At 45.8% G+C, this 20,966-nt stretch carries 36 protein-coding genes; 31 read left to right on the forward strand and 5 right to left on the reverse strand.

The features are described from left to right. Positions 1-176: 176 nt before the first annotated feature. The 5 genes from lacNas_RS08380 to lacNas_RS08400 form a co-directional block, all read right to left on the reverse strand. Positions 177-326 (reverse strand): EAL domain-containing protein, encoded by a 150-nt coding sequence (locus lacNas_RS08380; protein WP_244660748.1) that lies wholly within the window; start codon positions 324-326, stop codon positions 177-179. Positions 327-716: 390 nt separating this feature from the next. Further along, on the reverse strand, positions 717-1,808 hold the full coding sequence (locus lacNas_RS08385) for a site-specific integrase (RefSeq protein WP_201331886.1): 1,092 nt from the start codon (positions 1,806-1,808) through the stop codon (positions 717-719). Between the two features lie 60 nt (positions 1,809-1,868). Beyond that, positions 1,869-2,447: a hypothetical protein gene (locus tag lacNas_RS08390; RefSeq protein WP_201331887.1), complete on the reverse strand. Its 579-nt coding sequence runs from the start codon at positions 2,445-2,447 to the stop codon at positions 1,869-1,871. 52 nt (positions 2,448-2,499) lie between these two features. Then, a complete protein-coding gene (locus lacNas_RS08395) occupies positions 2,500-2,895 on the reverse strand; it encodes an ImmA/IrrE family metallo-endopeptidase (protein ID WP_201331888.1) in 396 nt (131 codons plus the stop codon). A 5-nt stretch (positions 2,896-2,900) separates the two neighbouring features. After that, on the reverse strand, positions 2,901-3,227 hold the full coding sequence (locus tag lacNas_RS08400) for a helix-turn-helix domain-containing protein (RefSeq protein WP_201331889.1): 327 nt from the start codon (positions 3,225-3,227) through the stop codon (positions 2,901-2,903). Positions 3,228-3,397: 170 nt separating this feature from the next. Between lacNas_RS08400 and lacNas_RS08405 the strand changes: the two genes are divergently transcribed. From lacNas_RS08405 to lacNas_RS08550, 31 genes are all read left to right on the forward strand, one after another. Continuing rightward, positions 3,398-3,604, forward strand: a complete 207-nt coding sequence (locus tag lacNas_RS08405) for a helix-turn-helix domain-containing protein (protein ID WP_201331890.1) — start codon at positions 3,398-3,400, stop codon at positions 3,602-3,604. 31 nt (positions 3,605-3,635) lie between these two features. Next, complete coding sequence (locus lacNas_RS08410) at positions 3,636-4,358, forward strand: BRO family protein (protein WP_201331891.1); 723 nt, start codon at positions 3,636-3,638, stop codon at positions 4,356-4,358. Beyond that, the gene (locus lacNas_RS08415) at positions 4,345-4,671 is read left to right on the forward strand and encodes a DUF771 domain-containing protein (RefSeq protein WP_201331892.1); all 327 of its coding nucleotides are present in this window, start codon (positions 4,345-4,347) and stop codon (positions 4,669-4,671) included. The genes lacNas_RS08410 and lacNas_RS08415 overlap by 14 nt, the downstream gene beginning before the upstream one ends. Positions 4,672-4,920: 249 nt before the next feature. Continuing rightward, on the forward strand, positions 4,921-5,214 hold the full coding sequence (locus lacNas_RS08420; protein ID WP_201346775.1) for a hypothetical protein: 294 nt from the start codon (positions 4,921-4,923) through the stop codon (positions 5,212-5,214). Then, positions 5,201-5,479 carry a hypothetical protein gene (locus lacNas_RS08425; RefSeq protein WP_201331894.1) on the forward strand — a complete coding sequence of 93 codons (279 nt, stop codon included), beginning with the start codon at positions 5,201-5,203 and terminating at the stop codon, positions 5,477-5,479. The genes lacNas_RS08420 and lacNas_RS08425 overlap by 14 nt, the downstream gene beginning before the upstream one ends. Beyond that, positions 5,472-6,149, forward strand: coding sequence for an ERF family protein (locus lacNas_RS08430; RefSeq protein WP_201331895.1), 678 nt, complete (start codon positions 5,472-5,474; stop codon positions 6,147-6,149). Before lacNas_RS08425 ends, lacNas_RS08430 begins: the two co-directional genes overlap by 8 nt. Next, entirely contained in the window at positions 6,146-6,457 is a 312-nt protein-coding gene (locus lacNas_RS08435) for a helix-turn-helix domain-containing protein (RefSeq protein WP_201331896.1), read from the forward strand. The genes lacNas_RS08430 and lacNas_RS08435 overlap by 4 nt, the downstream gene beginning before the upstream one ends. After that, a complete protein-coding gene (locus lacNas_RS08440; RefSeq protein WP_244660749.1) occupies positions 6,454-7,263 on the forward strand; it encodes a conserved phage C-terminal domain-containing protein in 810 nt (269 codons plus the stop codon). The genes lacNas_RS08435 and lacNas_RS08440 overlap by 4 nt, the downstream gene beginning before the upstream one ends. 12 nt (positions 7,264-7,275) lie before the next feature. Further along, positions 7,276-7,533 (forward strand): hypothetical protein, encoded by a 258-nt coding sequence (locus tag lacNas_RS08445; RefSeq protein ID WP_201331897.1) that lies wholly within the window; start codon positions 7,276-7,278, stop codon positions 7,531-7,533. Next, the gene (locus tag lacNas_RS08450; RefSeq protein WP_201331898.1) at positions 7,530-8,336 is read left to right on the forward strand and encodes an ATP-binding protein; all 807 of its coding nucleotides are present in this window, start codon (positions 7,530-7,532) and stop codon (positions 8,334-8,336) included. The genes lacNas_RS08445 and lacNas_RS08450 overlap by 4 nt, the downstream gene beginning before the upstream one ends. A 205-nt stretch (positions 8,337-8,541) precedes the next feature. Continuing rightward, positions 8,542-9,015 carry a helix-turn-helix domain-containing protein gene (locus tag lacNas_RS08455; RefSeq protein WP_201331899.1) on the forward strand — a complete coding sequence of 158 codons (474 nt, stop codon included), beginning with the start codon at positions 8,542-8,544 and terminating at the stop codon, positions 9,013-9,015. After that, a complete protein-coding gene (locus lacNas_RS08460) occupies positions 9,012-9,182 on the forward strand; it encodes a hypothetical protein (RefSeq protein ID WP_201331900.1) in 171 nt (56 codons plus the stop codon). Before lacNas_RS08455 ends, lacNas_RS08460 begins: the two co-directional genes overlap by 4 nt. A 1-nt stretch (position 9,183) precedes the next feature. Next, positions 9,184-9,717 carry a single-stranded DNA-binding protein gene (ssb, locus tag lacNas_RS08465; protein ID WP_201331901.1) on the forward strand — a complete coding sequence of 178 codons (534 nt, stop codon included), beginning with the start codon at positions 9,184-9,186 and terminating at the stop codon, positions 9,715-9,717. Between the two features lie 22 nt (positions 9,718-9,739). Beyond that, complete coding sequence (locus tag lacNas_RS08470) at positions 9,740-10,069, forward strand: hypothetical protein (protein WP_201331902.1); 330 nt, start codon at positions 9,740-9,742, stop codon at positions 10,067-10,069. 2 nt (positions 10,070-10,071) lie between these two features. Then, entirely contained in the window at positions 10,072-10,647 is a 576-nt protein-coding gene (locus lacNas_RS08475) for a hypothetical protein (RefSeq protein WP_201331903.1), read from the forward strand. 12 nt (positions 10,648-10,659) lie between these two features. Then, positions 10,660-11,163: a hypothetical protein gene (locus lacNas_RS08480; RefSeq protein WP_201331904.1), complete on the forward strand. Its 504-nt coding sequence runs from the start codon at positions 10,660-10,662 to the stop codon at positions 11,161-11,163. Between the two features lie 11 nt (positions 11,164-11,174). Then, positions 11,175-11,753 carry a hypothetical protein gene (locus lacNas_RS08485; protein WP_201331905.1) on the forward strand — a complete coding sequence of 193 codons (579 nt, stop codon included), beginning with the start codon at positions 11,175-11,177 and terminating at the stop codon, positions 11,751-11,753. Next, a complete protein-coding gene (locus lacNas_RS14435; protein WP_280515187.1) occupies positions 11,746-11,871 on the forward strand; it encodes a hypothetical protein in 126 nt (41 codons plus the stop codon). Before lacNas_RS08485 ends, lacNas_RS14435 begins: the two co-directional genes overlap by 8 nt. Then, positions 11,861-12,406: a hypothetical protein gene (locus tag lacNas_RS08490; RefSeq protein WP_201331906.1), complete on the forward strand. Its 546-nt coding sequence runs from the start codon at positions 11,861-11,863 to the stop codon at positions 12,404-12,406. Before lacNas_RS14435 ends, lacNas_RS08490 begins: the two co-directional genes overlap by 11 nt. 264 nt (positions 12,407-12,670) lie before the next feature. After that, positions 12,671-12,862, forward strand: a complete 192-nt coding sequence (locus tag lacNas_RS08495) for a hypothetical protein (protein WP_201331907.1) — start codon at positions 12,671-12,673, stop codon at positions 12,860-12,862. Further along, on the forward strand, positions 12,852-13,268 hold the full coding sequence (locus lacNas_RS08500) for a RusA family crossover junction endodeoxyribonuclease (RefSeq protein WP_201331908.1): 417 nt from the start codon (positions 12,852-12,854) through the stop codon (positions 13,266-13,268). Before lacNas_RS08495 ends, lacNas_RS08500 begins: the two co-directional genes overlap by 11 nt. Then, on the forward strand, positions 13,265-13,474 hold the full coding sequence (locus lacNas_RS08505) for a hypothetical protein (RefSeq protein ID WP_201331909.1): 210 nt from the start codon (positions 13,265-13,267) through the stop codon (positions 13,472-13,474). The genes lacNas_RS08500 and lacNas_RS08505 overlap by 4 nt, the downstream gene beginning before the upstream one ends. A 127-nt stretch (positions 13,475-13,601) precedes the next feature. After that, positions 13,602-13,847 carry a hypothetical protein gene (locus tag lacNas_RS08510; RefSeq protein WP_201331910.1) on the forward strand — a complete coding sequence of 82 codons (246 nt, stop codon included), beginning with the start codon at positions 13,602-13,604 and terminating at the stop codon, positions 13,845-13,847. A gap of 5 nt (positions 13,848-13,852) precedes the next feature. After that, a complete protein-coding gene (locus lacNas_RS08515) occupies positions 13,853-14,326 on the forward strand; it encodes an ArpU family phage packaging/lysis transcriptional regulator (RefSeq protein ID WP_201336161.1) in 474 nt (157 codons plus the stop codon). A 1,089-nt stretch (positions 14,327-15,415) separates the two neighbouring features. Further along, positions 15,416-16,225, forward strand: a complete 810-nt coding sequence (locus lacNas_RS08520) for a toxin glutamine deamidase domain-containing protein (RefSeq protein ID WP_201331912.1) — start codon at positions 15,416-15,418, stop codon at positions 16,223-16,225. A 39-nt stretch (positions 16,226-16,264) separates the two neighbouring features. Then, positions 16,265-16,543 carry a hypothetical protein gene (locus lacNas_RS08525; RefSeq protein ID WP_201331913.1) on the forward strand — a complete coding sequence of 93 codons (279 nt, stop codon included), beginning with the start codon at positions 16,265-16,267 and terminating at the stop codon, positions 16,541-16,543. 50 nt (positions 16,544-16,593) lie between these two features. Further along, positions 16,594-17,172, forward strand: a complete 579-nt coding sequence (locus lacNas_RS08530; protein ID WP_201331914.1) for a hypothetical protein — start codon at positions 16,594-16,596, stop codon at positions 17,170-17,172. Then, a complete protein-coding gene (locus lacNas_RS08535) occupies positions 17,169-18,203 on the forward strand; it encodes a DUF4417 domain-containing protein (RefSeq protein WP_201331915.1) in 1,035 nt (344 codons plus the stop codon). Before lacNas_RS08530 ends, lacNas_RS08535 begins: the two co-directional genes overlap by 4 nt. Positions 18,204-18,205: 2 nt before the next feature. Next, positions 18,206-18,955 (forward strand): hypothetical protein, encoded by a 750-nt coding sequence (locus lacNas_RS08540; RefSeq protein ID WP_201331916.1) that lies wholly within the window; start codon positions 18,206-18,208, stop codon positions 18,953-18,955. A gap of 51 nt (positions 18,956-19,006) precedes the next feature. Further along, positions 19,007-19,819, forward strand: coding sequence for a terminase (locus tag lacNas_RS08545; RefSeq protein ID WP_201331917.1), 813 nt, complete (start codon positions 19,007-19,009; stop codon positions 19,817-19,819). Further along, complete coding sequence (locus lacNas_RS08550) at positions 19,722-20,960, forward strand: PBSX family phage terminase large subunit (protein WP_201331918.1); 1,239 nt, start codon at positions 19,722-19,724, stop codon at positions 20,958-20,960. The genes lacNas_RS08545 and lacNas_RS08550 overlap by 98 nt, the downstream gene beginning before the upstream one ends. The last annotated feature ends 6 nt before the right edge of the window (positions 20,961-20,966 follow it).

Here is a 20,966-nt window from a genome sequence, read left to right on the forward strand (position 1 = left end):
ATTCCTCCACGCTCCATCCCATATTTTCGGCTGAGGTAGGTGCCTCTTCTATGATCGTCTACCCATTCGTGGTAGATAGCGAGTTTTATTTCTTTAGTGTATTTAGTCATGAAAATAACCCCCGAAATTAGTGTCCTAATTTCGGGGGTCATATCATAGCGGGTATTTTTTGCTGGCTAAAGATAAGGCGCCATTTTCTGGTAAAGCTCATCCAAAGGCGCTGGCTGGCTGAACAGGTAGCCCTGGGCCAGATTGCAGCCGGCATCTTTAAGGAAGTCAAACTGCTCTTGGCTTTCAACTCCTTCACAAACAGTCCTGATGCCCAACTGTTATGCTCCTGAAAAATTTCGATAAATTTAACTGCTTACATAATGATTCTAGCATATATCTTTAGGCCGCTGACCAGCAAAGCGGGAGGGAATGCCAAAAGTTAAATCCAGGTAAAGCAAGCTGCTGGCAGGATGAAAACGCTGTCTTTTAGTCCTGTAAAAATTAAGTTAACTAAGCAAAATAAACTGAAAAAATAAAGTCAAGGCTTGCAATAACTTTGAAATTTTGTTAAGAAACCGGCCTACTTTAAGATAAATTAAGTATTTTACAAATATGGCCTTTAAGCCCTGTTATATCAAGGTTTCAATAGGCAGGCGGGAACCGAACGGGAACCAAGACATAAAAAGAGCACGTTTTTGATCTCAAACGTGCCCTTTTTTTGCTGTTTAATTGGATAGTTCATCTAGGATTTGTTCAATGTGGTCATCGCTCTGTTGCCTGAGTTCGTCAATCAAATAGGCATACGTGTCCGACGTGATCGTCATGTTGGCATGTCCTAGTCGCTTGCTTATAGCATACAACGAGACGCCATGATAAAGCAAGAGGGCAACATGGCTATGGCGTAAACTATGGAAATGAAACCCTCGCTTTGCTATTCCGGCCAGCTTTAAATACTTGCGCAGATTGCTGTTAACAGTGCTCTGAGTTGGCAAGTCACCAATCACGTTGGCAAAAACAAACGGCTGCCTGTTAATCTTCAAGCTACGCAATTCATTTAAGAAATCCTCAGATACCCGGATTGTGCGAATTGAGTGGCTTGTTTTAGGTTTCTTGACCTGCTTTCTTCGTTCGTCATACGTGTGATTAACCTTAATTACATGCTTGTCAAAGTCGATGTCAGACCATTTCAAAGCCGTTATCTCCCCAATTCTCATGCCAGTATAAATGGCCGTCAAGATCATATAGCGGGCCGTCTGGGTTGGTTTAATGCCGTCTTCAAGCGTGCTGATTAGCTGCTTGATTTCAGCGATTGACAGATATTCCACCTTGCGGGTTTTCTTGTCATTCCAAACCATCGTTGACTTCTTCGTAAAATCTACAGAGATCAAGCCGTCATCAATGGCGTTCTGGACGCACGACCTTATAAAGCCCGTCATGATTTGCATGTAAGACTTGGAATGATCTGCGCCGACCTTGTTTACAAATTCTTGATAGTCCCGCCGGCTGATTCGGCTGATCTTGGCTGTTCCGAAAAAAGAAGATACCTGTTTATGTGTGTTCAGATAGACACTCTTTGAACCTTCCGACAATTTCATTAAGCGGTAGGTTTTCAGCCAGTCAAGGTAGTAATCCGCAAATACCGGGTCCTGATTAGAGATCTGTTTCTTTCCCTTGGCAACTTCCATTTCAGCCGCCCATTGCATGGCTTGCCGTTTGGTATCAAAGCCTTGCTTTGATTTTGTGTGTCTCTTTCCATCTACACCATTCCAAGAGACCTTGGCCCGCCATTTTCCGTTTCGTTTCTCAATGTAAGGCATTTTATAACCTCCGTAGTTACAACTACGCTGGTATGAAAAAAGCGCCATGTTGGCGCTATTCTATCTAACAAACCGTTTGCCACATTTCATGCAAACAAAATCAGTTTTCTTGGTTGCTTTGCCGTTTGATCCTGATCCATAGCCCCACATAATTTCACGGCTGAGGCTGAAGTCTTTCCGGTGCACGCCGATGGGCTTGACGTTGTGACTATGGCAATGAGGGCATTTAATAGAGTGTTTCATGTCCTTAATCTGTTGCTTTTGGATCTTTAGCTGATTCTTCTTTAATTGCATGTCCATCTTGTCTGCTTGTGCCTGCGTTTTAGCGGCCTTGGCTTCCTTTTGAAGCCGTTCTTCGTGGATCCGTTGCATCGCCTTGTCTGCGTCGGCTTTGCGCTGTTCAGGCGTCCGTTTGTCTGCAAAAGCCGGGTTAGTGCCAACGATCAAAAAGGTCAAGATCATTGAGACAGTGCCCGGGTGCCAGCCCCAATGAAGGAAAATCATGTTGGCTGCACCTACAAAGAAGCCAATCGTGATGGCGTAAGCAAAGGCGCTTGCTGTATCGCCCTTCCAGAATTTCGGTTCTTTCTTTTCAGTATTTTCTGTTTTCTTCGTTGGAGTAGTTTTCTTGTCATCCATTTTCTTTCACTCTTTCTTTTTTCGACTGCCGAATTTTCGACAGTCGGATTTATCACACACTAAATTTCATCAAATTAACCACCGTGCCAAACATTTTGCTAGGTATTCCAAACGCTGACATAAAGTCATAAGCGTTGTTATAGCTGATTCCCAACCGCTGGGAGTAGGTCCAAATCAATTCGGTTGAGAATTCGTCTGCTTCGTGTTCCTGCTTGATCTTGGCCGAGGGTGAAACGCAATCAAGTTCATGATGTGCTAACACGATATGGCCTAGTTCATGGAGAATGACAAAGGGGAGCATTGGCTTAGGATTGGCATTAGGGTTAATGATTACCAAATTATGCTGTACTACGGCGCAAGATTTGAAATCAGGCCGCTGGTAGGTAATTTCTATACCTACACCATAGCCAAGAACAGCATTAATTGCAAAATCGATTGCATTATCCATAGCTGTTAATTCTTGCCTTCGTGTCTTTCAAGAATTGCCTTAATGATTCCCATGTCATCGGGCGAGACCTTGTGACCGTTATAAAGAAGAACCTCCGGATCTTTTGCAAGATCGATTTCTCTTTTTTCAGGCTTTTCTCTACCTAAAAGGTAGTCAGTGGACACGTCGTAAAGTGCTGCTATCTTTGAGATCGTTTCTAGATCCGGTTCACGGCTTCCGTATTCATAGTTGGCGTACTTTTGGAGACTCATTCCGAGCGACTGCGCAACCCGTGTTTTTGTCCAACCTTGGCGCTCTCTCAAATATGTCAGTCTTGTGCTAATGTCAGACATTTTAAGTTTCCTCCTTTTCTCAATACTTTTAAGCACATTTTACGCCAAACTAAACAGTATGAAAAGAAACCACAACAAAAAGTTTAGCAAAAGGGTTGATTCTAAACATAATGTATAGTAGAATGTAAACATCAATAGCTAAACAAAACGTTTAGTGGAAAGGAGGCATTATGTCTGTATTAAGAAACGACGCTCTTGAAATGCTGAATGCAGAAGTGAAGCGTTCAGGCGTCAAAAATCGCTGGATTGCCCAAAAGATGGGCATTTCAGAGCAGTATGTAAGCTTGATTCTAAACGGTAGAAGAAAGCTTACGGCCGACAAAGCGATTGCCATTGCAAAAGCGCTTGGTGTCGACTACCGCATTTTTTTAAAATAAAGTTCAACAAAACGTTTAGAAAGGATATAACGTGAGCGAAAAAGAAATCAAAGCTTTCTCTTTTGAAGAGACCAAAATCAGAGCCTTGCTCATTGATAACCAACCTTGGTTTGTTGGCAATGATGTTGCCAAGGCCCTAGGCTACTCAAATTATCGTAACGCTGTTCAAAAGCATGTTGATGAAGAAGACACCCTGCGTACCCAAATCGAGTACGCAGGTCAGCGCAGAGAAATGACGTTAATCAACGAATCTGGACTTTATGGTCTGATTCTTTCATCTAAGTTGCCAACCGCTAAGGTCTTCAAACATTGGGTGACCAGCAAAGTATTGCCAGACATTCGTAAGACTGGAAGCTACCAAAAGCCTGACAGTTACATGATCGAAAACAAAGTAGAACGGGCCAAGCGTTGGATTGAGGAAGAGCAAGAACGGGAATTGGCACAAAAGCAACTCAAGTTGCAAGCACCAAAAGTTGCCTATTACGACGAGGTAATCGACAAACACGGCTTAACGAATTTCCGCCGGACAGCTCAATTACTTAACTTGAAAGAAAAGAAGTTTATCAACGCTTTGTTAGACCGCAAGTACGTCTACCGAGACGCTAACAAACGTCTTCAACCATACGCTCAATACGTTGGCCGCTACTTTGAAGTGAAGGACACCCATTCCGGTTTTCCCCAAACGTTCATTACACCAGAGGGCAGATCACGCTTTAACAAGATTTTGAAAGGAGACAACAATGAATCTGATTAACGAAAATGCCTTGGCTGAGATGATCGCCAAGGCAGTTCAAGAGCAACGCCCCCGGCTGGAAGAGGACTTGACCGGCCGAACAATCGGAATCAATGAGTTCCGCCGTAAATATTGCGGTGGAAAGTCAGCAGAATGGGTCAGAACCTTTGTCTTTGATCGATTCCCTGAAACCGATTGGGCCAACGGCGGCTGGTGTGTCAACCCGCACCGGGCCGAGGGGTCAAGGGGGACCATCATTTTTGAAAAGCGGGCGGCCGCTTGGATTGAAGAACACCAGTTAGAAATTGACTGGAATGAGCGGTTGGCAAAGTGAATTAGGAGGTAAACATGATTTCTGTAATTGAAGGCGTTGCTTGGTTTGTGTTGGGTCTGTTGGCCGGTGTCGTCATTGGCGACCCGGATAAGAAGAAGTATTTCAACTAGAAAGGAGGTGGTTTGGTGTCAAAAGAGACAATCAAAAAGCTGTTGGAAGCGTCAAACGCATTCACGACGGCAAACAAAAAGCGCTCCCGGTAAGGAAGCGCAGCGAGACAATCTAATATCTAATAAATCTACAAAGGAAGTGTACCACAAAATGGAGCAGATTGAAAACCACATGATTGTTGAAGCCCGGCAAAAGTTCATCATGGAGCAGGCCGCCGAGCTTATGGACGTTGACAACCCCGACGAGGAAGCCCAACGGGAATACCTGATTGACGAGATCGACCGGACAACGGTTGTGGGCGTCCTGTTAGAATCCACGGGGCTTGGAAGCATTGAAGACATCGGGGATTTCTTAGCCGACGCAACGCTGGACGACTTAGAAAGCCTGTTGCACGACATTGAAGACTATGAGGAACATCATGACGATTTCTGAAATCTTAAAGAGCTATCAAGACCAGATAATCGACCAAGTCAGCGAGCTTGAAAGCCGTCTCTATGTTGAGGCGGTTGAATCGAGTAAGTCGCCGGCCGGGTCGATCAGGTACTTAAAGAAATTGAAAAGCGAATTGCCCGACACTTATGCGGGAACGATTGAACAGGTCGTTCAGTACGCACTAAGCGCAAAGGCGATTGACGATGTTATCAGCAAGGTCTATGACGAGGCCTTGAAGCAGGAATGGAGACAGAACGATGACTGAAAAGAAAGTACCTACCATCACTTTGATTCAATCAGAAATGAAAGTAGGCAAAAGCAAAGACAACGATTTTGGGCATTACAAGTACCGGTCAGCGACCGACATTTACGAGGCGGCCAAGCCATTGCTTGTTAAGTACGGGGCAAAGTTGCATGTCGACGAAGAGATCAAAGAGATCGTCGGGCGTGCAATGACCGTAGCAACCGCAACCTACACCGACGATGAAGGAAGCGTAGTTGTCCACGGTTACGCAGAGCTTTCCATGCACAAGGGAATGAGTCCCGAGCAATGCATGGGCACGGCTTCAAGCTATGCCGTTAAGTATGCCCTGCTAAAGCTGTTCTTACTGGACGACAGCACCGACGCAGACTCTTTGGACAACACGGACGACCGCAATTCGCAGCCGATCCGCCCAATCAAGCGGCAGACACCCGAACAGAAACGGCTGCGGGCAGAAGCGACCGCCAAATTTGAAGCCAAGCAGGCAACCAAGCAGGAAGCGGCAGGCGTGATCGTTGACGCCAACGGAACGACCTTGCTTCAACTCTATGCGGAAGCCATGCAAGCCGGCAAGGGCAGTCCAAAGAGTCAAGAGCTTGACGCATGGGCGCACCAATCAGCGCAAAACATGGCTCTTGTTCAAAGAGTGCAGGCAACGGGAGCTTGGAAATGAGGCATTACGGAGATGATGCCCCTTTTCTGGACGTTGTTTACGTTCGGACATGGCTGAGGGTCAATCACGTTTCAGCCCGCAAGCTTTGCGAAAAGGCTGGAATTGATAGTGATCTCCTTTCAAAGTGGTTTCACTACCATAACAAGCCAAGCTTGACCATGGCCCGCTACTTGGCCGAAGCAATGGGTGTGAGTGTCGTTGACATTCTTGTTAGCCCGGAAGAAGTCCCGCCAAGCGTACGCCGGGCAGACGAACGAAGGAGACAGCACAAGCGGGCTTATGCCCGGGAGAGACGGAGGAAACAATGAGCGAATTTGAAGGCAGTAAATTCTTTTTGATGATTCCAACGAAGGTCTCACGAGACCCGGAGCTGTTGAAGAAGCCAAAAGCGATCATTCTGTTTGGTGAAATCTTCACCATGCTGAACGCAACGGGCAAGTTCTACATGTCAAACGGCCTGTTGTGCGAACGGCTTGACTGTAAGAAGACAGCCCTTAAAGGCTATTTGAACTTGCTGGAAGACAGAGGATACATCAAACGGCAGGTTGTCTATAGCGATGACAAAAAGCAGATTCTTGGAAGATATATAACCCTTGGCCCTTCACTAGGTCGTGGGAGCGCCCAAGGGTTGGCCGAGGACACGACCGGGGGTAGGTCGCAGGCGCAACCGAGGGTAGGTCGCAATGACGACCCTAAATATATCAATTTAAGAGATCAAGAGAATATATCAGTAGAAGAGGATAGAGTAGAGCAAAGCTCTACCACCCCCGCTGAGAGAATCCCTTATCAACAGATCATTGATTACCTTAACGAGAAAACAGGTTCTCGCTACAAGAATGTGGCAGGCAATCAAAAGATGATTAAAGCCCGTTGGAAAGAAGGCAACCGCCTTGATGACTTCAAGACAGTCATTGACAACAAGGTTGCTGATTGGGCAGACACAGTATCTAAAGACGGCAGAAACATGAATCAATACTTACGCCCGTCAACTCTTTTCGGAAATAAGTTTGACCAGTACCTGAACGAGAAAGTAGAAAAGGACGATACGCCGCCGGAATACCAAGACCTGTTTAAAGATACTTGGGATCCGGACAAAGATGATCTGCCGTTCTAGGGAGGATTAAAAATGACACAGATTCTGTTAGATCAACAAGAGATTTGGGCGCTGATTGGCCGTAATGATCGGCCTTTCAGTGAATGGAAGATCTTACAAACAAGTACACGGCATGCGATGTTGTACACCAGCTATTCAAAAGCCCGTGTACAGTACAAGCGCTTGCGTGAGTACTACGACAAAGACCATCTCAAAATCGTCAAATTCTCGCTTGATAACGATTATCTTGATCGTGTTCAAGCGTCGATGAAAAAGGGGGAAGCAAGATGAGCATTGCAATGGAGGCTTTCCAAAACGCACTGGAAGCCAAAAGAAGCGGGCAGAAGTGCCCTATCCATGGTTGCGACAAGCTGGTGTATTTCTCTTTGAGAACAAAGCAGGACGAGGCTTATTGTCCTGAATGCCAGAATGAGCAGTTATTGAAGATGCAGGCCGAATTCGACCAAAAGGCCAGCCGGTCTATCAACGAAAGAAAGTTCAGAGACAATTCGCTTGTCAGCCCGAAAATGTGGGCATGTACGTTTGACAGCTTTGTGGCCGCACCAAACACCCGGGAGGCGTTCATGAAACACAAAATTAGCCGGGCGGCAGACGCTTTCGCAGCCAAAAACACCGCACACAATGCGGTCCTGTACGGGCAACCGGGCGCAGGAAAGAGCCATTTAGCCATGGCTTTGATGCAGAAAGTGCACAAGGAAAGCCAGCAGACAATGGCCTTTGTCAACATTTCCCGCCTGTTTAACAAGATTAAGAACTCGTTTGAAGACCCGACTGAGTACTGGACCAAGGAAAAGGCAATTCAGATCATGACAAGCGTTGATTTGCTTTGCATTGACGACTTGGGTACAGAGTCTTCAATGGGCCGGCAAGGTCAGGAAGCCAGCCGGTGGGTTCAAGACGTGATCTATGACGTTTTGGAGAATCAAGACAGAATCATCATTACAACAAACTTGTCTGACAAGCAATTACGTCAAGTCTATGATTCCAAGATCTTTTCTAGAATTTTTGCCAATTCGGCAAATACCCGGTTTGATTTCTCAGGCATTTCAGACAAACGGCTGGAGGGCGTATGAGCCTTTTAGCTGAAGCATTCGCTAGAAGCGCTATAGAAGGCCGTAGCGAGGTTTGCAAGGGAATCGTGGTTAAATTATGCCCACGTCTACCGGAAGCCTGTTAAGGCCGTTCTAATTGCCATTAGCGTGATGCTCATGAATCCGGTCAATTACAGCTATGCCGACTATAGCAAGATCAAAAGAACAATTATCGAGATGATGGGACATGAACAGAATTAAGCAATTAAGAGCTGAAAAAGGCTTCTCTTTGCGTGATTTAGCCAACGACTTTTCAATATTTTTAGTCCAGCACGGAAAGAAGCCAATAACTAACGTAACAATTTCACGTTGGGAAAACGAAAAAAATAGCCCTACGGCTGAAATGTGGGGGCTGTTAGCTGATTATTTCGGCGTTAGTGTTGACTATTTGAAAGACGACTGCCCGGTCAGTGTCCGCTTTGCTAAACCGGTTTGGTATTGCTGCACCACGGTTACGCCAATGGGGGCAAAGCGTGTACGGGAAAGAAGGGGGCTGACCCTCAAGCAAGTCTCAGAGGCGACTGGCATCCCGTTGTCAACCATTTCTCAGTATGAAAATGGGAGGCGCAAGACAAAAAGGGAAGTGTTGGAGAAACTTTCGAATTACTACGGAGTGGATCCAAAAATATTGCTTTTTCGAGGGAGACAAGAAACAAGATGAATATTAAGAAAGTGCCGCCAAATTGGCAGCGGTTGGGGTTCAACTCAGAGGAAGAGATGAATCTACACGAACAGAAATACAAGCAGGAAGTTGCCCGGGCTTTTGTACAGATCAAAAACGAAGATTGGGCGCAAAAGATCAAGGCTAGAAGAGAAAAGGAGAAATAGCATGTCAGCAGGAATTAACAACGTTGTATTGGTTGGCCGTTTGACTAAGGACGTAAATTTGAGAACGACCAAAAACGGCACGGCAGTCGGGACTTTCACCTTGGCTGTTGACCGGTCAACGAAGGACGCAGAGGGCAACCGTGAAGCAGATTACATTAATTGTGTAATTTGGAACACCAAATACAGCAAGAAAGCCGAGAACTTGGCAACCTATGCGCACAAGGGCAGCATGATTGGCATTACCGGATCTATCCAAACCCGGCATTACCCGGGCAAGGACGGCAAGGAAGTCTATGTTACTGAAGTGATGTGCCATGACTTTAAGCTGTTGGAAAGTCAACGGTCACAATCAGGGGACTATTACAGCGGTTATAACGCCCCACAGAGCGGTTTTAACCAAGCTCAAGGCAATCAACCACAGCCGACACCGCAAGCCCCACAAGCGGGCAATTTCAGCCGACAGGCGGGCGGTTGGAGTACACCAGCGCAACCAGAGCCGGACATCAACGTTTCGAGTGACGATTTGCCGTTTTAGTTAAAAGAAAGAGAGACCTGAAATGAAAGAGCCGAAAGAACAAAAAGACGAAAAGAAATACAGTTTGGAATTGAATGCGGAAGATTTCGCCGATGTGTTTGCCGGAATCTGGATCGATTACATGGCAAGGGTTGTCAACGACATGGACAATAAGCGGCTGTTGCTGAAAGCACTGAAGTTGCTTGTTATTTACTTGCTGGAAAGCGGCAAGGCTACAGGAAAAGATTTTGGCAAAATTGGCGTTGAAATGATTAATCTTGCCAACGACCCGAGAGAAATTCGGAAAGCCTCAGACCGCTATCAAGCGTTAGTAGCAGACTTTGAAGCCCTTGCTAAACAGCATGAGGATTGACCATGTTTGCAAAGAAATGGCAAAGGGGAAACAACATGGATTCTGATGATTTCAAGAAAGAAATGACGACCGAGTTTTTTGTAAAGCGGTTCAACAAGATTGCCCGCTGGGGTGGCTTTTATGCGAAAGTCAACCCGATCAATCAGCATTTCATTGATATCGTGAGCTTGCGAGAGCGGAAAGTCGTTGGAGAGATTTTTAAATCATTGATGCGTAAGAACTTGTGGAGATGCGAAATAAACTATTCATTTTTCGAAAATATGGTTATTTACATCAACCGGGTTGGCCCGGTCATTTCATTGGACGCCCCAATAGATGACAACATGCAGACGCAAGATGAGCATTCTCGTTTAACCCGCTGTTTCTGGTTCGATTATGGGACTGTTTCAGGGAAGGCGACCATTGAAACAGAATACGGTGAACAGATCGAAGGCTACAGAGTTATTGACTTTCATTTCCCGGACGATTGGCAACGGTGGGGGAGAATGTGGATCTGGGACGGCGAAAGAACAAAAGCGGTATACGCCCACGACATCAAGAAAGTCAGCTTTGACGTTAGACCGCACCGCAAATTGTGAAGGAGAAAAGACATGAACACGCTTGAATTGGCTGACACGCTTACTAGAGTGGCAGAAAAGGAAGGCCTTGACTTGATCGCAGGAATTATTGACGTGAATTTCATCAACATTGTTTCTACCAAGTCAGGCAAGCCATTCGGGACTATGCACACAGCGGTTATCCACCCGGAAACATGGAAGTGCTATACAGAGTTTCCGGAAACAATGCTTTATTTGGTAAAAAGAGCAGCACCGGTTTTCGGCAATAGTAAGGCTGAATGGCCGGGGGGAGGTCTGGAAGGAAAGTCCTATTTTGAGGTAGACACTGGCTATGTGATCGAAGAGGAAACCGTGACGCTGAAAAGCGGTGAGATCTTAAAAGGCTACAAGGTTGTTCCGCCGGTCATTATTGGCGAGAAACGGAATGGGAATTACGACTTGATGAGACAGGAGGCCGACAGAGGCGGAATCTATCTCTGGAAACCCGGAGACGAAATCAAGCTGATTCACAAACGAGACATCAAGAAAGAAAGCTGAAGGAATTACCGATGAAAATTCAAACTAGATTCTATTTCGCTAATGGCGATTGCTTGGACGCAACGGTAGGCTTTGATGAGCTTTGCAAAGTGCTCGATAGTGGCAATGCGCTTTCAAAAGTGTATTTGGTTTATGACAAATCCGGCCGGGAACATTTAATTCCTTGGAGCGCTGTTAGCCATGTTGAAAACCTTAATAACCACTATGACAAGTTAATGGAACACCGTGGCGAAAAGAGCGAATTAGGCGTAGCAGCCGAATTTGTCCATAAATTGCCGTATAGCTGGGAGCTCCCTCAGACGGATCGTGCCGCTGATGTCTGGCAATGGATCAAAACACATCAAAGCTATTTCCCAAAAGAATTTCAGCAGATTTACATCAAAATTGCACACACATTGCTGAAAGAATGGGAGATGTCCAACACGGCAGGGAAAATCGAGGAATTGCAGAAAGAATCAGCCAATATTAGGGAATTGGGCGATGAACAATTACCGGTTATGGTCAAGAGCCTGTATGAGTTTTTGCGGTCAAAAATGCCTGAAATTGAGCGGCAAGTTCATAAATCTACAGAGGAGGGTAAGCATGCTTGAATTTTTCAAGATGGCGTTCACGGCGCTGTTTGCGTTGGCGATAGCAGCGTCTATTGGTGAGGTAGTGCAGTTCATTATTGATGAGGTCAAGGAATTGGAGCAAGACAATGAAGACTAGCGAGTTTATCAAGGCATTTAACAAGGTTGGCAAGCCGCACGGGCTTGTTGCCTATGAGGAAACGTTCATGACTACCGGGGTTGCGGTTGCCTATTTTGGGCAAGGCGTTTACGACAATCCGCCGGTGGTTGCCCGGCTTACAAAAGGCGATGACAATTGGACGTTTTTTGGTGAAGAAACGTTCATCTTCAACACGGAAGCGCTGAAAGTAATGGTTGAATTTGCAGAAACGCCCGAAGAAGAGCGGGAAAAGCCGGAAAGGTATGTAATTCTGAACTGTAAGCCCCAACCGGGTTATTGGGAAGTTTTCCGCATTGGTGACGACAACCAATTTCTGGTATGTTACGGCACCACCAGCCGGGAGAGCTTGGACGAATTGGCGTACACCATGGACGAATTGAAGCAGGAAAAAGAAAGATGGTTGCCGGAAGCGTGGCAAGAGGCTGTTGATAGCATGCTTGTCCCGATTGATGAGGCCTTGGCGGTTGATGTCAAGCCCGGAGGCATTGAAGGAAGAATAGCCACAAGAGTATGACGACATGGATTAGAGACAACGAGAACCCGACTTTGTGGGCAGTAATGCGTCGGGAAGGCCTGACTTGGCAGATCGTGCATAACAGCCACGGTCATGCAATGGTCTATTTGAGCTTACAAACAGCTATGACACAAGCTGACAGGCTGAGACGGCAGGCAGAGCGAGACGCAATTAGAGTTACGAAGTACGACTACAGCGCTGAAATTGTGTATTAGATAAGCAGACAGAGACGAGAGACATGAGACGAGTTAAAGGAGCAGGAAAATGAAAGAAAATGATTGGCTGGATAGCTGGCACAAAGGGCAGGAATTGGCCGGGGAGCTGTTTCTTGGCAGTCATTATGCCGACATCATTGCCAAGGCCAAGACAGCAGCCGTTTTTGGCAAGCTGATTGACAGAGGCATTAAGCCGGAAGACATAGCGGCGATTATTGACGAGGTGAACAATGCAGATTGATTTTGTGGTAAATGGTGATCCGGTCGGACAAGGCCGGCCAAGATTTGCAAGACAAGGCAAGTTCGTTCATACGTACGACCCGCCCAAGTCCCGGCAGTACAAGGCCAAGATTGCCCAAAGCTTTCAGCAGGCTTACATCGGAAAGCCGCTGACAAAGCCGGTTAAGATCTCAATTAAGGCCGTGTTTGGAGTTCCGAAGTCATATTCTAAATCCCGGACGGAAGCTTGCTTGAAGGGCTTAGAATGGCCGACAAAGAAGCCTGACACGGACAACATTGAAAAGGGCGTGTACGATGCCTTAAATGGCCTTGCTTATGAAGACGACAAGCAGATTGTCATGACAAACACCGTTAAGGTGTACGGACCAGAGGCAAGAGTAGAGATTACCATTGAGGAATTGGAATGAGTTTTAAGAATTATAAGATCTATGGCTACACTGTTACGGAGACAGGCAAGCAGATCGTAGTCATGAAAGAAAACAGAGCGCTTATGTCTTTTGACAAGCGATTCTTTACGGAGGACAGACTGGCAGGTTGGCGGTTGTCCCGTGTCTTGCAGGAAATTGAAAACAGAATCATGGAAGAGGTGGACAATGACGGCGACAATTATTAGCGTTAGTTGGGGCTTGTGGATCCTTGCGGTGATCTGGCTGATTCTTAAACCAACGTGGATTAGCACTCTAGCCTTTACAGTGCTAATGATTACAAGTTTCATGTCGATTTATTGGGGGTGCTAGAGAATGAAAGACTATCACGTTTACCTTTCAGCAAAAAGAATTACACCGCAGACAGTCCCGGCCGGGTTTTCTGTATACAACAATTTTGGCAATATCAAAACCATTGTTTGCGGTGACAGCATGGCCGACGGTTATGGCCTTTTAGTGTACGATAGAGGCCTTTCTAAGGCAGTCATGGCTGATTATGCCTTGACCGACATTACAAAGCTTCCTAAGGCGATTCTGAACGATTTGGGGGCGTTTCTATGAGTTTCATGTTAGAAGTTGACCCACAGAAAACCGGCGAGGCAGTGGACAGATACCTGAAACACGATTTTGAACGGTATTTAAGACTTTCCGGCAAGCACCGGACAGACATTAGCAGCCCTTCAATGAACGGCATGCCAAGCGGATCGCCGGGCAATGCGCAGGAAGCCAAGATAATTGAAGGCACGTACGCCGGGCAGGTCGTTAACGCCATTGTGGCAACTATCCAAAATTGTTCAGACTTTGATTACAGAAAGCCTTATAAACAGATTCTGGTTGACTATTACATTAGAGGCTTGCAGAACTTCAAGATTGCCCAAAAGATAGGCTACAGTGATCGGCAATTTGACTTTAAGAAGCGCATGGCGCAATGCGAATTTGCAGACCGGTTCGAGTATTGGAAGATTGTCTATCATGTTCAGGACCAACCATGCTTGCAAATCATGCAAAGGGCCAAAAATTGCGCAAAGTTTGCGGATTAGATGCGGCTGAAACGCTTTATTATAGTATTGTCGAAAGTGATTGAAAGACACTCAAGGCAGGAGATCGCTTTCGATGAGCAGGAATACACATTGAACTGGTTGGCAGAGGGCCAGCTTTACGGCAATAGATAAATGAGATCAAGATCTAACTAAGTCTATGTTGCAAGCGCCGGAAGTGGCGGGTTCGATTCCCGCAATCAGTTTAGCCGCTAGTTGTGGTTGTTAGCGGCTTAGTCTTTTTCAAAATGTCTTTTTTAAACAAGAGCATAGCCCGCAAATACGGGCACTAAGCGACAGCAAAAACCAACATTTTTGTTTTCTACTTTTAATTCAAATAATTTCCGTTTTTACATCGTTTTTCACAACACACATCATTATTTAGTAATAATTGCTTCAAATTTGCATTGGGAATACAAGACTTTGATGCAAATAGGCGCAAGGCGGTTCGAATCCGTCGGCGCTTATAGCCCCGGTTTCACTTTTTCCCGGGGCGACCTTTTGGTATGTAAAATTATTTTGTCATATTTTAAGGTTTCTCTTTCTTTTAAAGATATATTTTTTACTGGTGTGATCCTATTTTTATTTTGTTGATACATCCTTCACTCTTTTGCCGGGTAGTGAACAGTAGATGAGTTTCTCATTGTAATTGCATTTTTGCACTAATTTTCTTTTCCAAAAAATTATTAGCAGGCCTGAGTGGTTCTAGTGTCGGTTCGATTCCGGCACAGGCCTTTGCCCGGACGGTTCCGGGCGGTTGTTGTAATAGCAGTGTCGTTTGACAGTCATTGCTAGTTATCAGCTAGTATTTCAGCCTTGTTGAGGGTTCGACTCCTTCCTCAAGGTTTAGACATGCGATGACCCGGGTAAACTATCAGACGGTGAGCGTGTCATGAGAGAGCTTTCAACCTGCGGAGGTTTGTTACTCTTTATTGCTCAAATAACCCCGATAAGGGGCCTGCTTAGACACGACACGACAGGCAAGAGCAAACATTGCGATGCGTTAGCCGGGTTCGAATCCCGGCGGCGTTATAATTACCCCGCCAAGCTGGACAGCGTTAATTGGCGGGTATTTTTCACTTAGGAGGATATATGGGCGGAAGAGGGAGTGCGCTTAGATCAAAACAGAAAGTGCTCAAGGAAAAGAAAGAGAAACAAAAGGCACCAAAGCTGCAAAAAGACCCGGCTACAGGGGTTTATAAAGGCGAGCGGATGCAGGTTGACCAAGCGGACAACCACAATGCTAATCCAAGCTACCACGGCGGCGTTGAAGGCCGGGCAGAGTATACCGCAAACAAGCGAGCCGCAGATCAGGCTTTCCATGCTTATCTTGATACGTTAAGGGACAAGCTGAGTGGCAGTCAAGGCATGAAACGGGCGGCTGAAACAGCTTTTGACAAAAATGCGACAGCGGTTGGCAAAATGCGGCAGATTGCTAAGGCAAACAAGGCTTACAGTATTAATTGCCAACGGTCTGTTATCGCTTATGAAATGCGCAGACGTGGTTATCTGGTTGAAGCAGAAAGCAACAGCGGCAAGAGAGGGGACATAGGCTACAAAGAATTTAATAGTCTCATTCGGAGCCGTTCAGAAATGATTGTACTTCCAAGGCGAACGACAAAACGACCGGCGACGGTTGACCAAGAATTGTTAAAAGGCCTGCAACCGGGCCAACATGGTATTATTTCTTGGGGTTGGCGGGGAGGCAAGAATGGGCACACAATCAACGTAGAGCGGACAGCAAAAGGCTTGCTTTACGTTGATGCACAAACTGGCAGAAAGGCCAAGACAATGGGCAAGTATTTGGGAAAGAAACTGCTTGGCATGATTGACCAATATGGCTTTACGTTTATGCGATCAGACAATAAAGAGTTTGACATTCAAAGACTAGTAAAAAAATAGCATTGTGCGCCCGGTTAAAATGAAGTAAGGCGAGAAAAAATGAAAGAATTGCTAACTAAAGAAAAAGCACTAGAAGTTGCTGAAAAGTATGCAAAAGAAAACGGCCTGATTCTAGGCAGATACATTGGCGAAAGCTTTCAAGCATTAGGAAGCAAGAGCTATTGTTGGCTTGTGGACGACCCGACGATTGAAAACAAGTTTATTGGCTGGCCGTTCTGGCTGGCAGTAAATGAGCTTGGTTCAGTCTTGGTAGACAATGATCCGCTTGATGATTTAACAGGCGGTGATGAGATTGAAGATAACGAAGATGATGAATAACACGGAGCGCTAAATCAGCGCTCTTTTTTATTGCCTAAAGGAGGGATAAAATGGGTGGACGAGGTTCTTATTATGGCACAACCCGTAAAAGCAACGTGATTTCCGTTGAAGAGTGGAAAAAGCGCATTACGGACTGGAGAAATAAGGACTACATGAAACCGGAGGACCGGCCTAAGAAGTCAACGTTTCTCCAACAAAAAGAGATTAGGGAGCTGTTAAAGACTGAAAAGGACGCAAACAAGCGCCGGGCTTATCAGCAATCGGTTGACAACTATAAAAAGGCTTTTGATTTGCTGAAAGCTGAAAAAGATGCGTCAAAGCCAAAGGAAAAGCAGTACAAGACCAGTCCCGAAATTGAAGCCCTTAGACGAAAAGCGAGCGCATGGCATGACGAAGTAGTTAAGCGCTCATGGGCGCTGACTGGTAACACGTCATGGCTTAATGGTGAGGTCAAACGTGCTGAGGAAATGGCGCAGTTTAGCGGGCAAAAATTCGATAGAGCGGCTTATATCAAGATGCTGAAAAAGAACAGAAAGCAAGCTGAAAACGAATTGACGCAGATCCGCAAAGAATACCATGACCTTAAAGCGCAGATTAAACGAATGGGAGGCAAGACGATTGACTTATGATTGTGCAAGATTGGCAAATTAGCGACGTCAAGCCGTATCCAAACAATCCGAGAAAGAACCAGAGCGCTATTAAAGCCGTTGCCAACTCTATTCAAGAATTTGGCTGGAAGCAGCCGATTGTGGTAGATAAAAATGGCGTTGTCATTGTTGGTCATACCAGACTAGCGGCCGCAAAGCATTTAGGACTAACCAGAGTGCCGGTGGTAGTGGCAGACAACCTGACCAAAGAACAGGTTAAGGCCTACAGACTTGCAGACAACAAGACAAACGAGGCGGCCGACTGGGATTTGGACAAGCTGGAAACCGAGCTGGCAGACATAACAGACATCGACATGAGCGATTTTGGCTTTGATATACCGACAGACGACATTGAAGACGATCTGGAAGACGAAGATGACGGCTTTGAAGCGCCATTTCAAAACGCACAAAAAGCCTTGTTTGACGGGGTCGGAGAATATGGGATTCCTGAAATTAAGGGCGTTGACTTTATTGAGCCGGTGGACTGGATCAGCTTCAACATGCTGAATTCGTACAAAGAGCCGGGAGCGTTTGGCGTACATCACTTTATTGACGACTATCAATTTGAACGTGAATGGACGCAGATTGACCGCCAAATTACCCGTTTACAAAGGGCAACGTACGTTACAAGCCCGGATTTTTCTTTGTATGTGGATTTCCCCAAGGCAATGCAGATCTGGAATCATTACCGGAAGCACTGGATCGGGGCTTACATGGAAATGCAAGGAATCAGCGTCATTCCAACAATCGCATGGAGTGATGAATCAAGCTTTGAATGGTGTTTTGACGGAGAGCCAACACACAAGCCGGTAGCAGTAAGCACGGTTGGCGTTATGCAGAGCAAAGAGACGAAAGAAAGCTTTTTAGCAGGTTACAACGCCATGATAGACAGGCTACAGCCAACGCAAATCCTGTATTACGGGCAGATAATCGATGAGCTGAAAGGTGATCCGACGCTGATTCCGATTGAATCGTTTGGCGAGAAAATGAAAAAGAGACTAGGTGAATCATAACAATGGGTGGACGTGGCGCGTATTACGGCCGTAGTTTCTATGTAACACGTTCTGGACATGCTGAATCAGAGGTTAAGAAGAGAGCCAAGACAAAGACCAAGACCGAGAGCGAGGATTACAACACCCCGATTAAGGCCGAGCAGTTACCGAAGCTTGAAGGGTCTGACAAGCAAATTGAATGGGCAAACAGGATCAGAAATGACTTTGTTGAAGCCTATAATTGGTCGATCGAACATAGCAGTAAAGACGAATCTTATAAGCGCTGGGGAGATCTCTTAGATGACCGAGCTTACTTGCTTGGAAAATACGGCGTACTTTCACAGCAGGAATTGCAGGCCGGCTCTTTTAACGACAGCGGGGCAGTTCCACGGTGGCAAAGATATTTGACTATTGAAAAGATGCAAAGCTTTCTCTGGTGGGAGCATGACGACTTAGACAAGGCCGTGGAAAGCGACCGGCGCAAGTCTTTGAGCTTTGCAGAGCATGGAAAGAATGAGACAGCCGAGGAAAAGGCGGTCATTGATGCCCGCACTAAGGCGATTAACAAGTTCTATGACACCGTTAAGAAAGAGTTGACTAGTCAGATTACAATCCTTGACGCTCAGGCCAAATCTAAGATGTCAAAAGAAAGTTTCCGCAACACTTACAAGGAAAACATTAACAAGTATTTCAAGTTTTTGCGTAAATACGGCAGAAACACATTGAAAAACACCAATGCCAGTTGGTGGATCGACGGGTTTAAGAACTCATAGAAATGAAACGGCAGTCAATTCGATTGCTGTTTTTGTTTTGCTTAAAGGGGGGTGACAGATATAGCCAAGCAGAAGCAAACAGCCAAGCCCAAGAAACAGAAGAAATCACGGACTAGCTGGAATCAGTGGTATACGCCGGAAAACATAGAATTGGTTGAAGGTTGGGCAAGAGACGGCCTAAGTGATGAGCAAATCGCAAAAAATATGGGCATTTCAACGACAACCCTATACGAATGGAAAAAGCGACACCCGGAGTTTCTTGAGGCGTTTAAAAAAGGCAAGCAGGTAGTCAACGTAGAATTGGAAAATGCGCTGTTTAAGAAGGCCATAGGGGCTAAGACAACCACGACCACGTACAGGGTATCTAAAGTCGATGAAGGCGTCTTAAAAGCCCGCAGATTGCGTTATGCAGAGCGTTATCTGGAAGAGCACCCGGACGCAAGCAAAAAAGAAGCGTCGATAGCAGCCGTTGAGCATGTTGAAACGCATGAAAAGATTGTTTGGTCCATCGTTGAAAACAAACTACCGCCGGACGTTGGGGCGCTTATGTTCCTCATGAAGAACAGAATGCCCGAAAAGTATCGGGAAAAGAGCTATCAAGAGCTTAACCACGCCCAAGCAGAGCAGGCCAAGGCGCAAGCTGAAAAGGCCAAGTTCCAAGCCGAAATATCCAAGAGACAGCTTGAAATGCTGAACCACATGGAAGATCAAGGCAATCAGCAGTTAGAGCAAATCCTTGATAAGTTGGCAAAGGGGGTGACGGCTGATGACGGTAGCGGATCTGTTGACCAAGAAACAAGCAACGGTGCTGAAGAGTTATCTAACAGACCGGTGGAAGATACTGATTCTGAACGGGGCAGTTAGATCTGGCAAGACTTTCATAAATAACTTTATTTTCATGTATGAAATGAAAAGAGTTAAGGAACTTGCTGAAAAGGAAGGCGAGCCGAACCCTAAATACATTCTGGCCGGGTTCTCAAACGGTACGATCAGAAACAACGTACTTTCAGAACTTGAAAACACATTCGGCATTGAGCTAAGCCCGGACAGAAACGGGCATTATCATATTTTTGGCGTTGAGATTGTCCCGGCTTACACGGGGAATGAAAGAGGTATGCGCTCTATTCGTGGTATGACCAGTTACGGCGCTTACATAAACGAAACATCGCTATCAACGCAATCTGTTTTTCAAGAAATTGTAAACCGTTGTTCAAAGGCAGGCGCCCGGATTATTTGCGATACCAACCCGGACAGCCCCGAACACTGGCTGAAGAAAAACTATATCGATAATGCGAACGACAAGGCCGGGATTAAGTCTTTTCGCTTTACGCTAGACGATAATACTTTTTTGCCTGAGGACTATGTAACATCATTAAAGGCATCAACGCCAAGCGGCATGTTCTATGACCGCTCTATTTTGGGCTTGTGGGTATCCGGTGATGGCGTTGTCTATTCGGACTTTGATAAACAGCGCATGGGCATTAGCAAAGCCCCGGACAAGCCGCTCCATTACTATGTTGGCGTCGACTGGGGTTTTGAACACAAGACCTCTATTGTTGTCTTTGGTGACGACGACGACGGCAATACATACTTACTTGAAGAGCATACAGGCAAGCATAAATATATTGATTACTGGATTGACGTTGCTAAAGACATTCAAAAGCGATACGGCCGGGGAATTAGATATTATTGCGATAGCGCACGCCCGGAGCACGTACAGGCGTTCAGAACAGCCGGCTTGATGTCTCAAAACGCAGATAAATCCATCATGGCAGGCGTTGAAACAGTCGGCTCTTTGATGAAAACAGGGCATTTCTTTTACGTGAAAGACAAAGTAGAAGATTTCCTCGATGAAATTTACCAGTATGTCTGGAATGAAAAGACCGGCGAGCCACTGAAAGAACATGACGACGTAATGGACGCCGTGAGATATGGAATTTACACCCGACACAAGCGGGGAATCAAGATGAATATAAAGACCAAGCCCCGGTCTATTTGGGGCTAGAAAGGG

Source organism: Lactobacillus nasalidis (assembly GCF_016587775.1).
In the GTDB taxonomy this organism is placed as follows: Bacteria; Bacillota; Bacilli; order Lactobacillales; family Lactobacillaceae; genus Lactobacillus; species Lactobacillus nasalidis.

Coding starts and splice junctions, on each gene's coding strand:
- lacNas_RS08415 (WP_201331892.1), top strand. CDS start 4,345: ATGAATCTGATTAACGAAAATGCCTTGGCTGAGATGATCGCCAAGGCA.
- lacNas_RS08525 (WP_201331913.1), top strand. CDS start 16,265: ATGAAAGAATTGCTAACTAAAGAAAAAGCACTAGAAGTTGCTGAAAAG.
- lacNas_RS08450 (WP_201331898.1), top strand. CDS start 7,530: ATGAGCATTGCAATGGAGGCTTTCCAAAACGCACTGGAAGCCAAAAGA.
- lacNas_RS08445 (WP_201331897.1), top strand. CDS start 7,276: ATGACACAGATTCTGTTAGATCAACAAGAGATTTGGGCGCTGATTGGC.
- lacNas_RS08470 (WP_201331902.1), top strand. CDS start 9,740: ATGAAAGAGCCGAAAGAACAAAAAGACGAAAAGAAATACAGTTTGGAA.
- lacNas_RS08485 (WP_201331905.1), top strand. CDS start 11,175: ATGAAAATTCAAACTAGATTCTATTTCGCTAATGGCGATTGCTTGGAC.
- lacNas_RS08440 (WP_244660749.1), top strand. CDS start 6,454: ATGAGCGAATTTGAAGGCAGTAAATTCTTTTTGATGATTCCAACGAAG.
- lacNas_RS08395 (WP_201331888.1), bottom strand. CDS start 2,895: ATGGATAATGCAATCGATTTTGCAATTAATGCTGTTCTTGGCTATGGT.
- lacNas_RS08385 (WP_201331886.1), bottom strand. CDS start 1,808: ATGCCTTACATTGAGAAACGAAACGGAAAATGGCGGGCCAAGGTCTCT.
- lacNas_RS08530 (WP_201331914.1), top strand. CDS start 16,594: ATGGGTGGACGAGGTTCTTATTATGGCACAACCCGTAAAAGCAACGTG.
- lacNas_RS08460 (WP_201331900.1), top strand. CDS start 9,012: ATGAATATTAAGAAAGTGCCGCCAAATTGGCAGCGGTTGGGGTTCAAC.
- ssb (WP_201331901.1), top strand. CDS start 9,184: ATGTCAGCAGGAATTAACAACGTTGTATTGGTTGGCCGTTTGACTAAG.
- lacNas_RS08520 (WP_201331912.1), top strand. CDS start 15,416: ATGGGCGGAAGAGGGAGTGCGCTTAGATCAAAACAGAAAGTGCTCAAG.
- lacNas_RS08500 (WP_201331908.1), top strand. CDS start 12,852: ATGCAGATTGATTTTGTGGTAAATGGTGATCCGGTCGGACAAGGCCGG.
- lacNas_RS08400 (WP_201331889.1), bottom strand. CDS start 3,227: ATGTCTGACATTAGCACAAGACTGACATATTTGAGAGAGCGCCAAGGT.
- lacNas_RS08490 (WP_201331906.1), top strand. CDS start 11,861: ATGAAGACTAGCGAGTTTATCAAGGCATTTAACAAGGTTGGCAAGCCG.
- lacNas_RS08515 (WP_201336161.1), top strand. CDS start 13,853: ATGTTAGAAGTTGACCCACAGAAAACCGGCGAGGCAGTGGACAGATAC.
- lacNas_RS08430 (WP_201331895.1), top strand. CDS start 5,472: ATGACTGAAAAGAAAGTACCTACCATCACTTTGATTCAATCAGAAATG.
- lacNas_RS08425 (WP_201331894.1), top strand. CDS start 5,201: ATGACGATTTCTGAAATCTTAAAGAGCTATCAAGACCAGATAATCGAC.
- lacNas_RS08535 (WP_201331915.1), top strand. CDS start 17,169: ATGATTGTGCAAGATTGGCAAATTAGCGACGTCAAGCCGTATCCAAAC.
- lacNas_RS08475 (WP_201331903.1), top strand. CDS start 10,072: ATGTTTGCAAAGAAATGGCAAAGGGGAAACAACATGGATTCTGATGAT.
- lacNas_RS08435 (WP_201331896.1), top strand. CDS start 6,146: ATGAGGCATTACGGAGATGATGCCCCTTTTCTGGACGTTGTTTACGTT.
- lacNas_RS08405 (WP_201331890.1), top strand. CDS start 3,398: ATGTCTGTATTAAGAAACGACGCTCTTGAAATGCTGAATGCAGAAGTG.
- lacNas_RS08505 (WP_201331909.1), top strand. CDS start 13,265: ATGAGTTTTAAGAATTATAAGATCTATGGCTACACTGTTACGGAGACA.
- lacNas_RS08480 (WP_201331904.1), top strand. CDS start 10,660: ATGAACACGCTTGAATTGGCTGACACGCTTACTAGAGTGGCAGAAAAG.
- lacNas_RS08510 (WP_201331910.1), top strand. CDS start 13,602: ATGAAAGACTATCACGTTTACCTTTCAGCAAAAAGAATTACACCGCAG.
- lacNas_RS08540 (WP_201331916.1), top strand. CDS start 18,206: ATGGGTGGACGTGGCGCGTATTACGGCCGTAGTTTCTATGTAACACGT.
- lacNas_RS08390 (WP_201331887.1), bottom strand. CDS start 2,447: ATGGATGACAAGAAAACTACTCCAACGAAGAAAACAGAAAATACTGAA.
- lacNas_RS14435 (WP_280515187.1), top strand. CDS start 11,746: ATGCTTGAATTTTTCAAGATGGCGTTCACGGCGCTGTTTGCGTTGGCG.
- lacNas_RS08495 (WP_201331907.1), top strand. CDS start 12,671: ATGAAAGAAAATGATTGGCTGGATAGCTGGCACAAAGGGCAGGAATTG.
- lacNas_RS08550 (WP_201331918.1), top strand. CDS start 19,722: ATGACGGTAGCGGATCTGTTGACCAAGAAACAAGCAACGGTGCTGAAG.
- lacNas_RS08455 (WP_201331899.1), top strand. CDS start 8,542: ATGAACAGAATTAAGCAATTAAGAGCTGAAAAAGGCTTCTCTTTGCGT.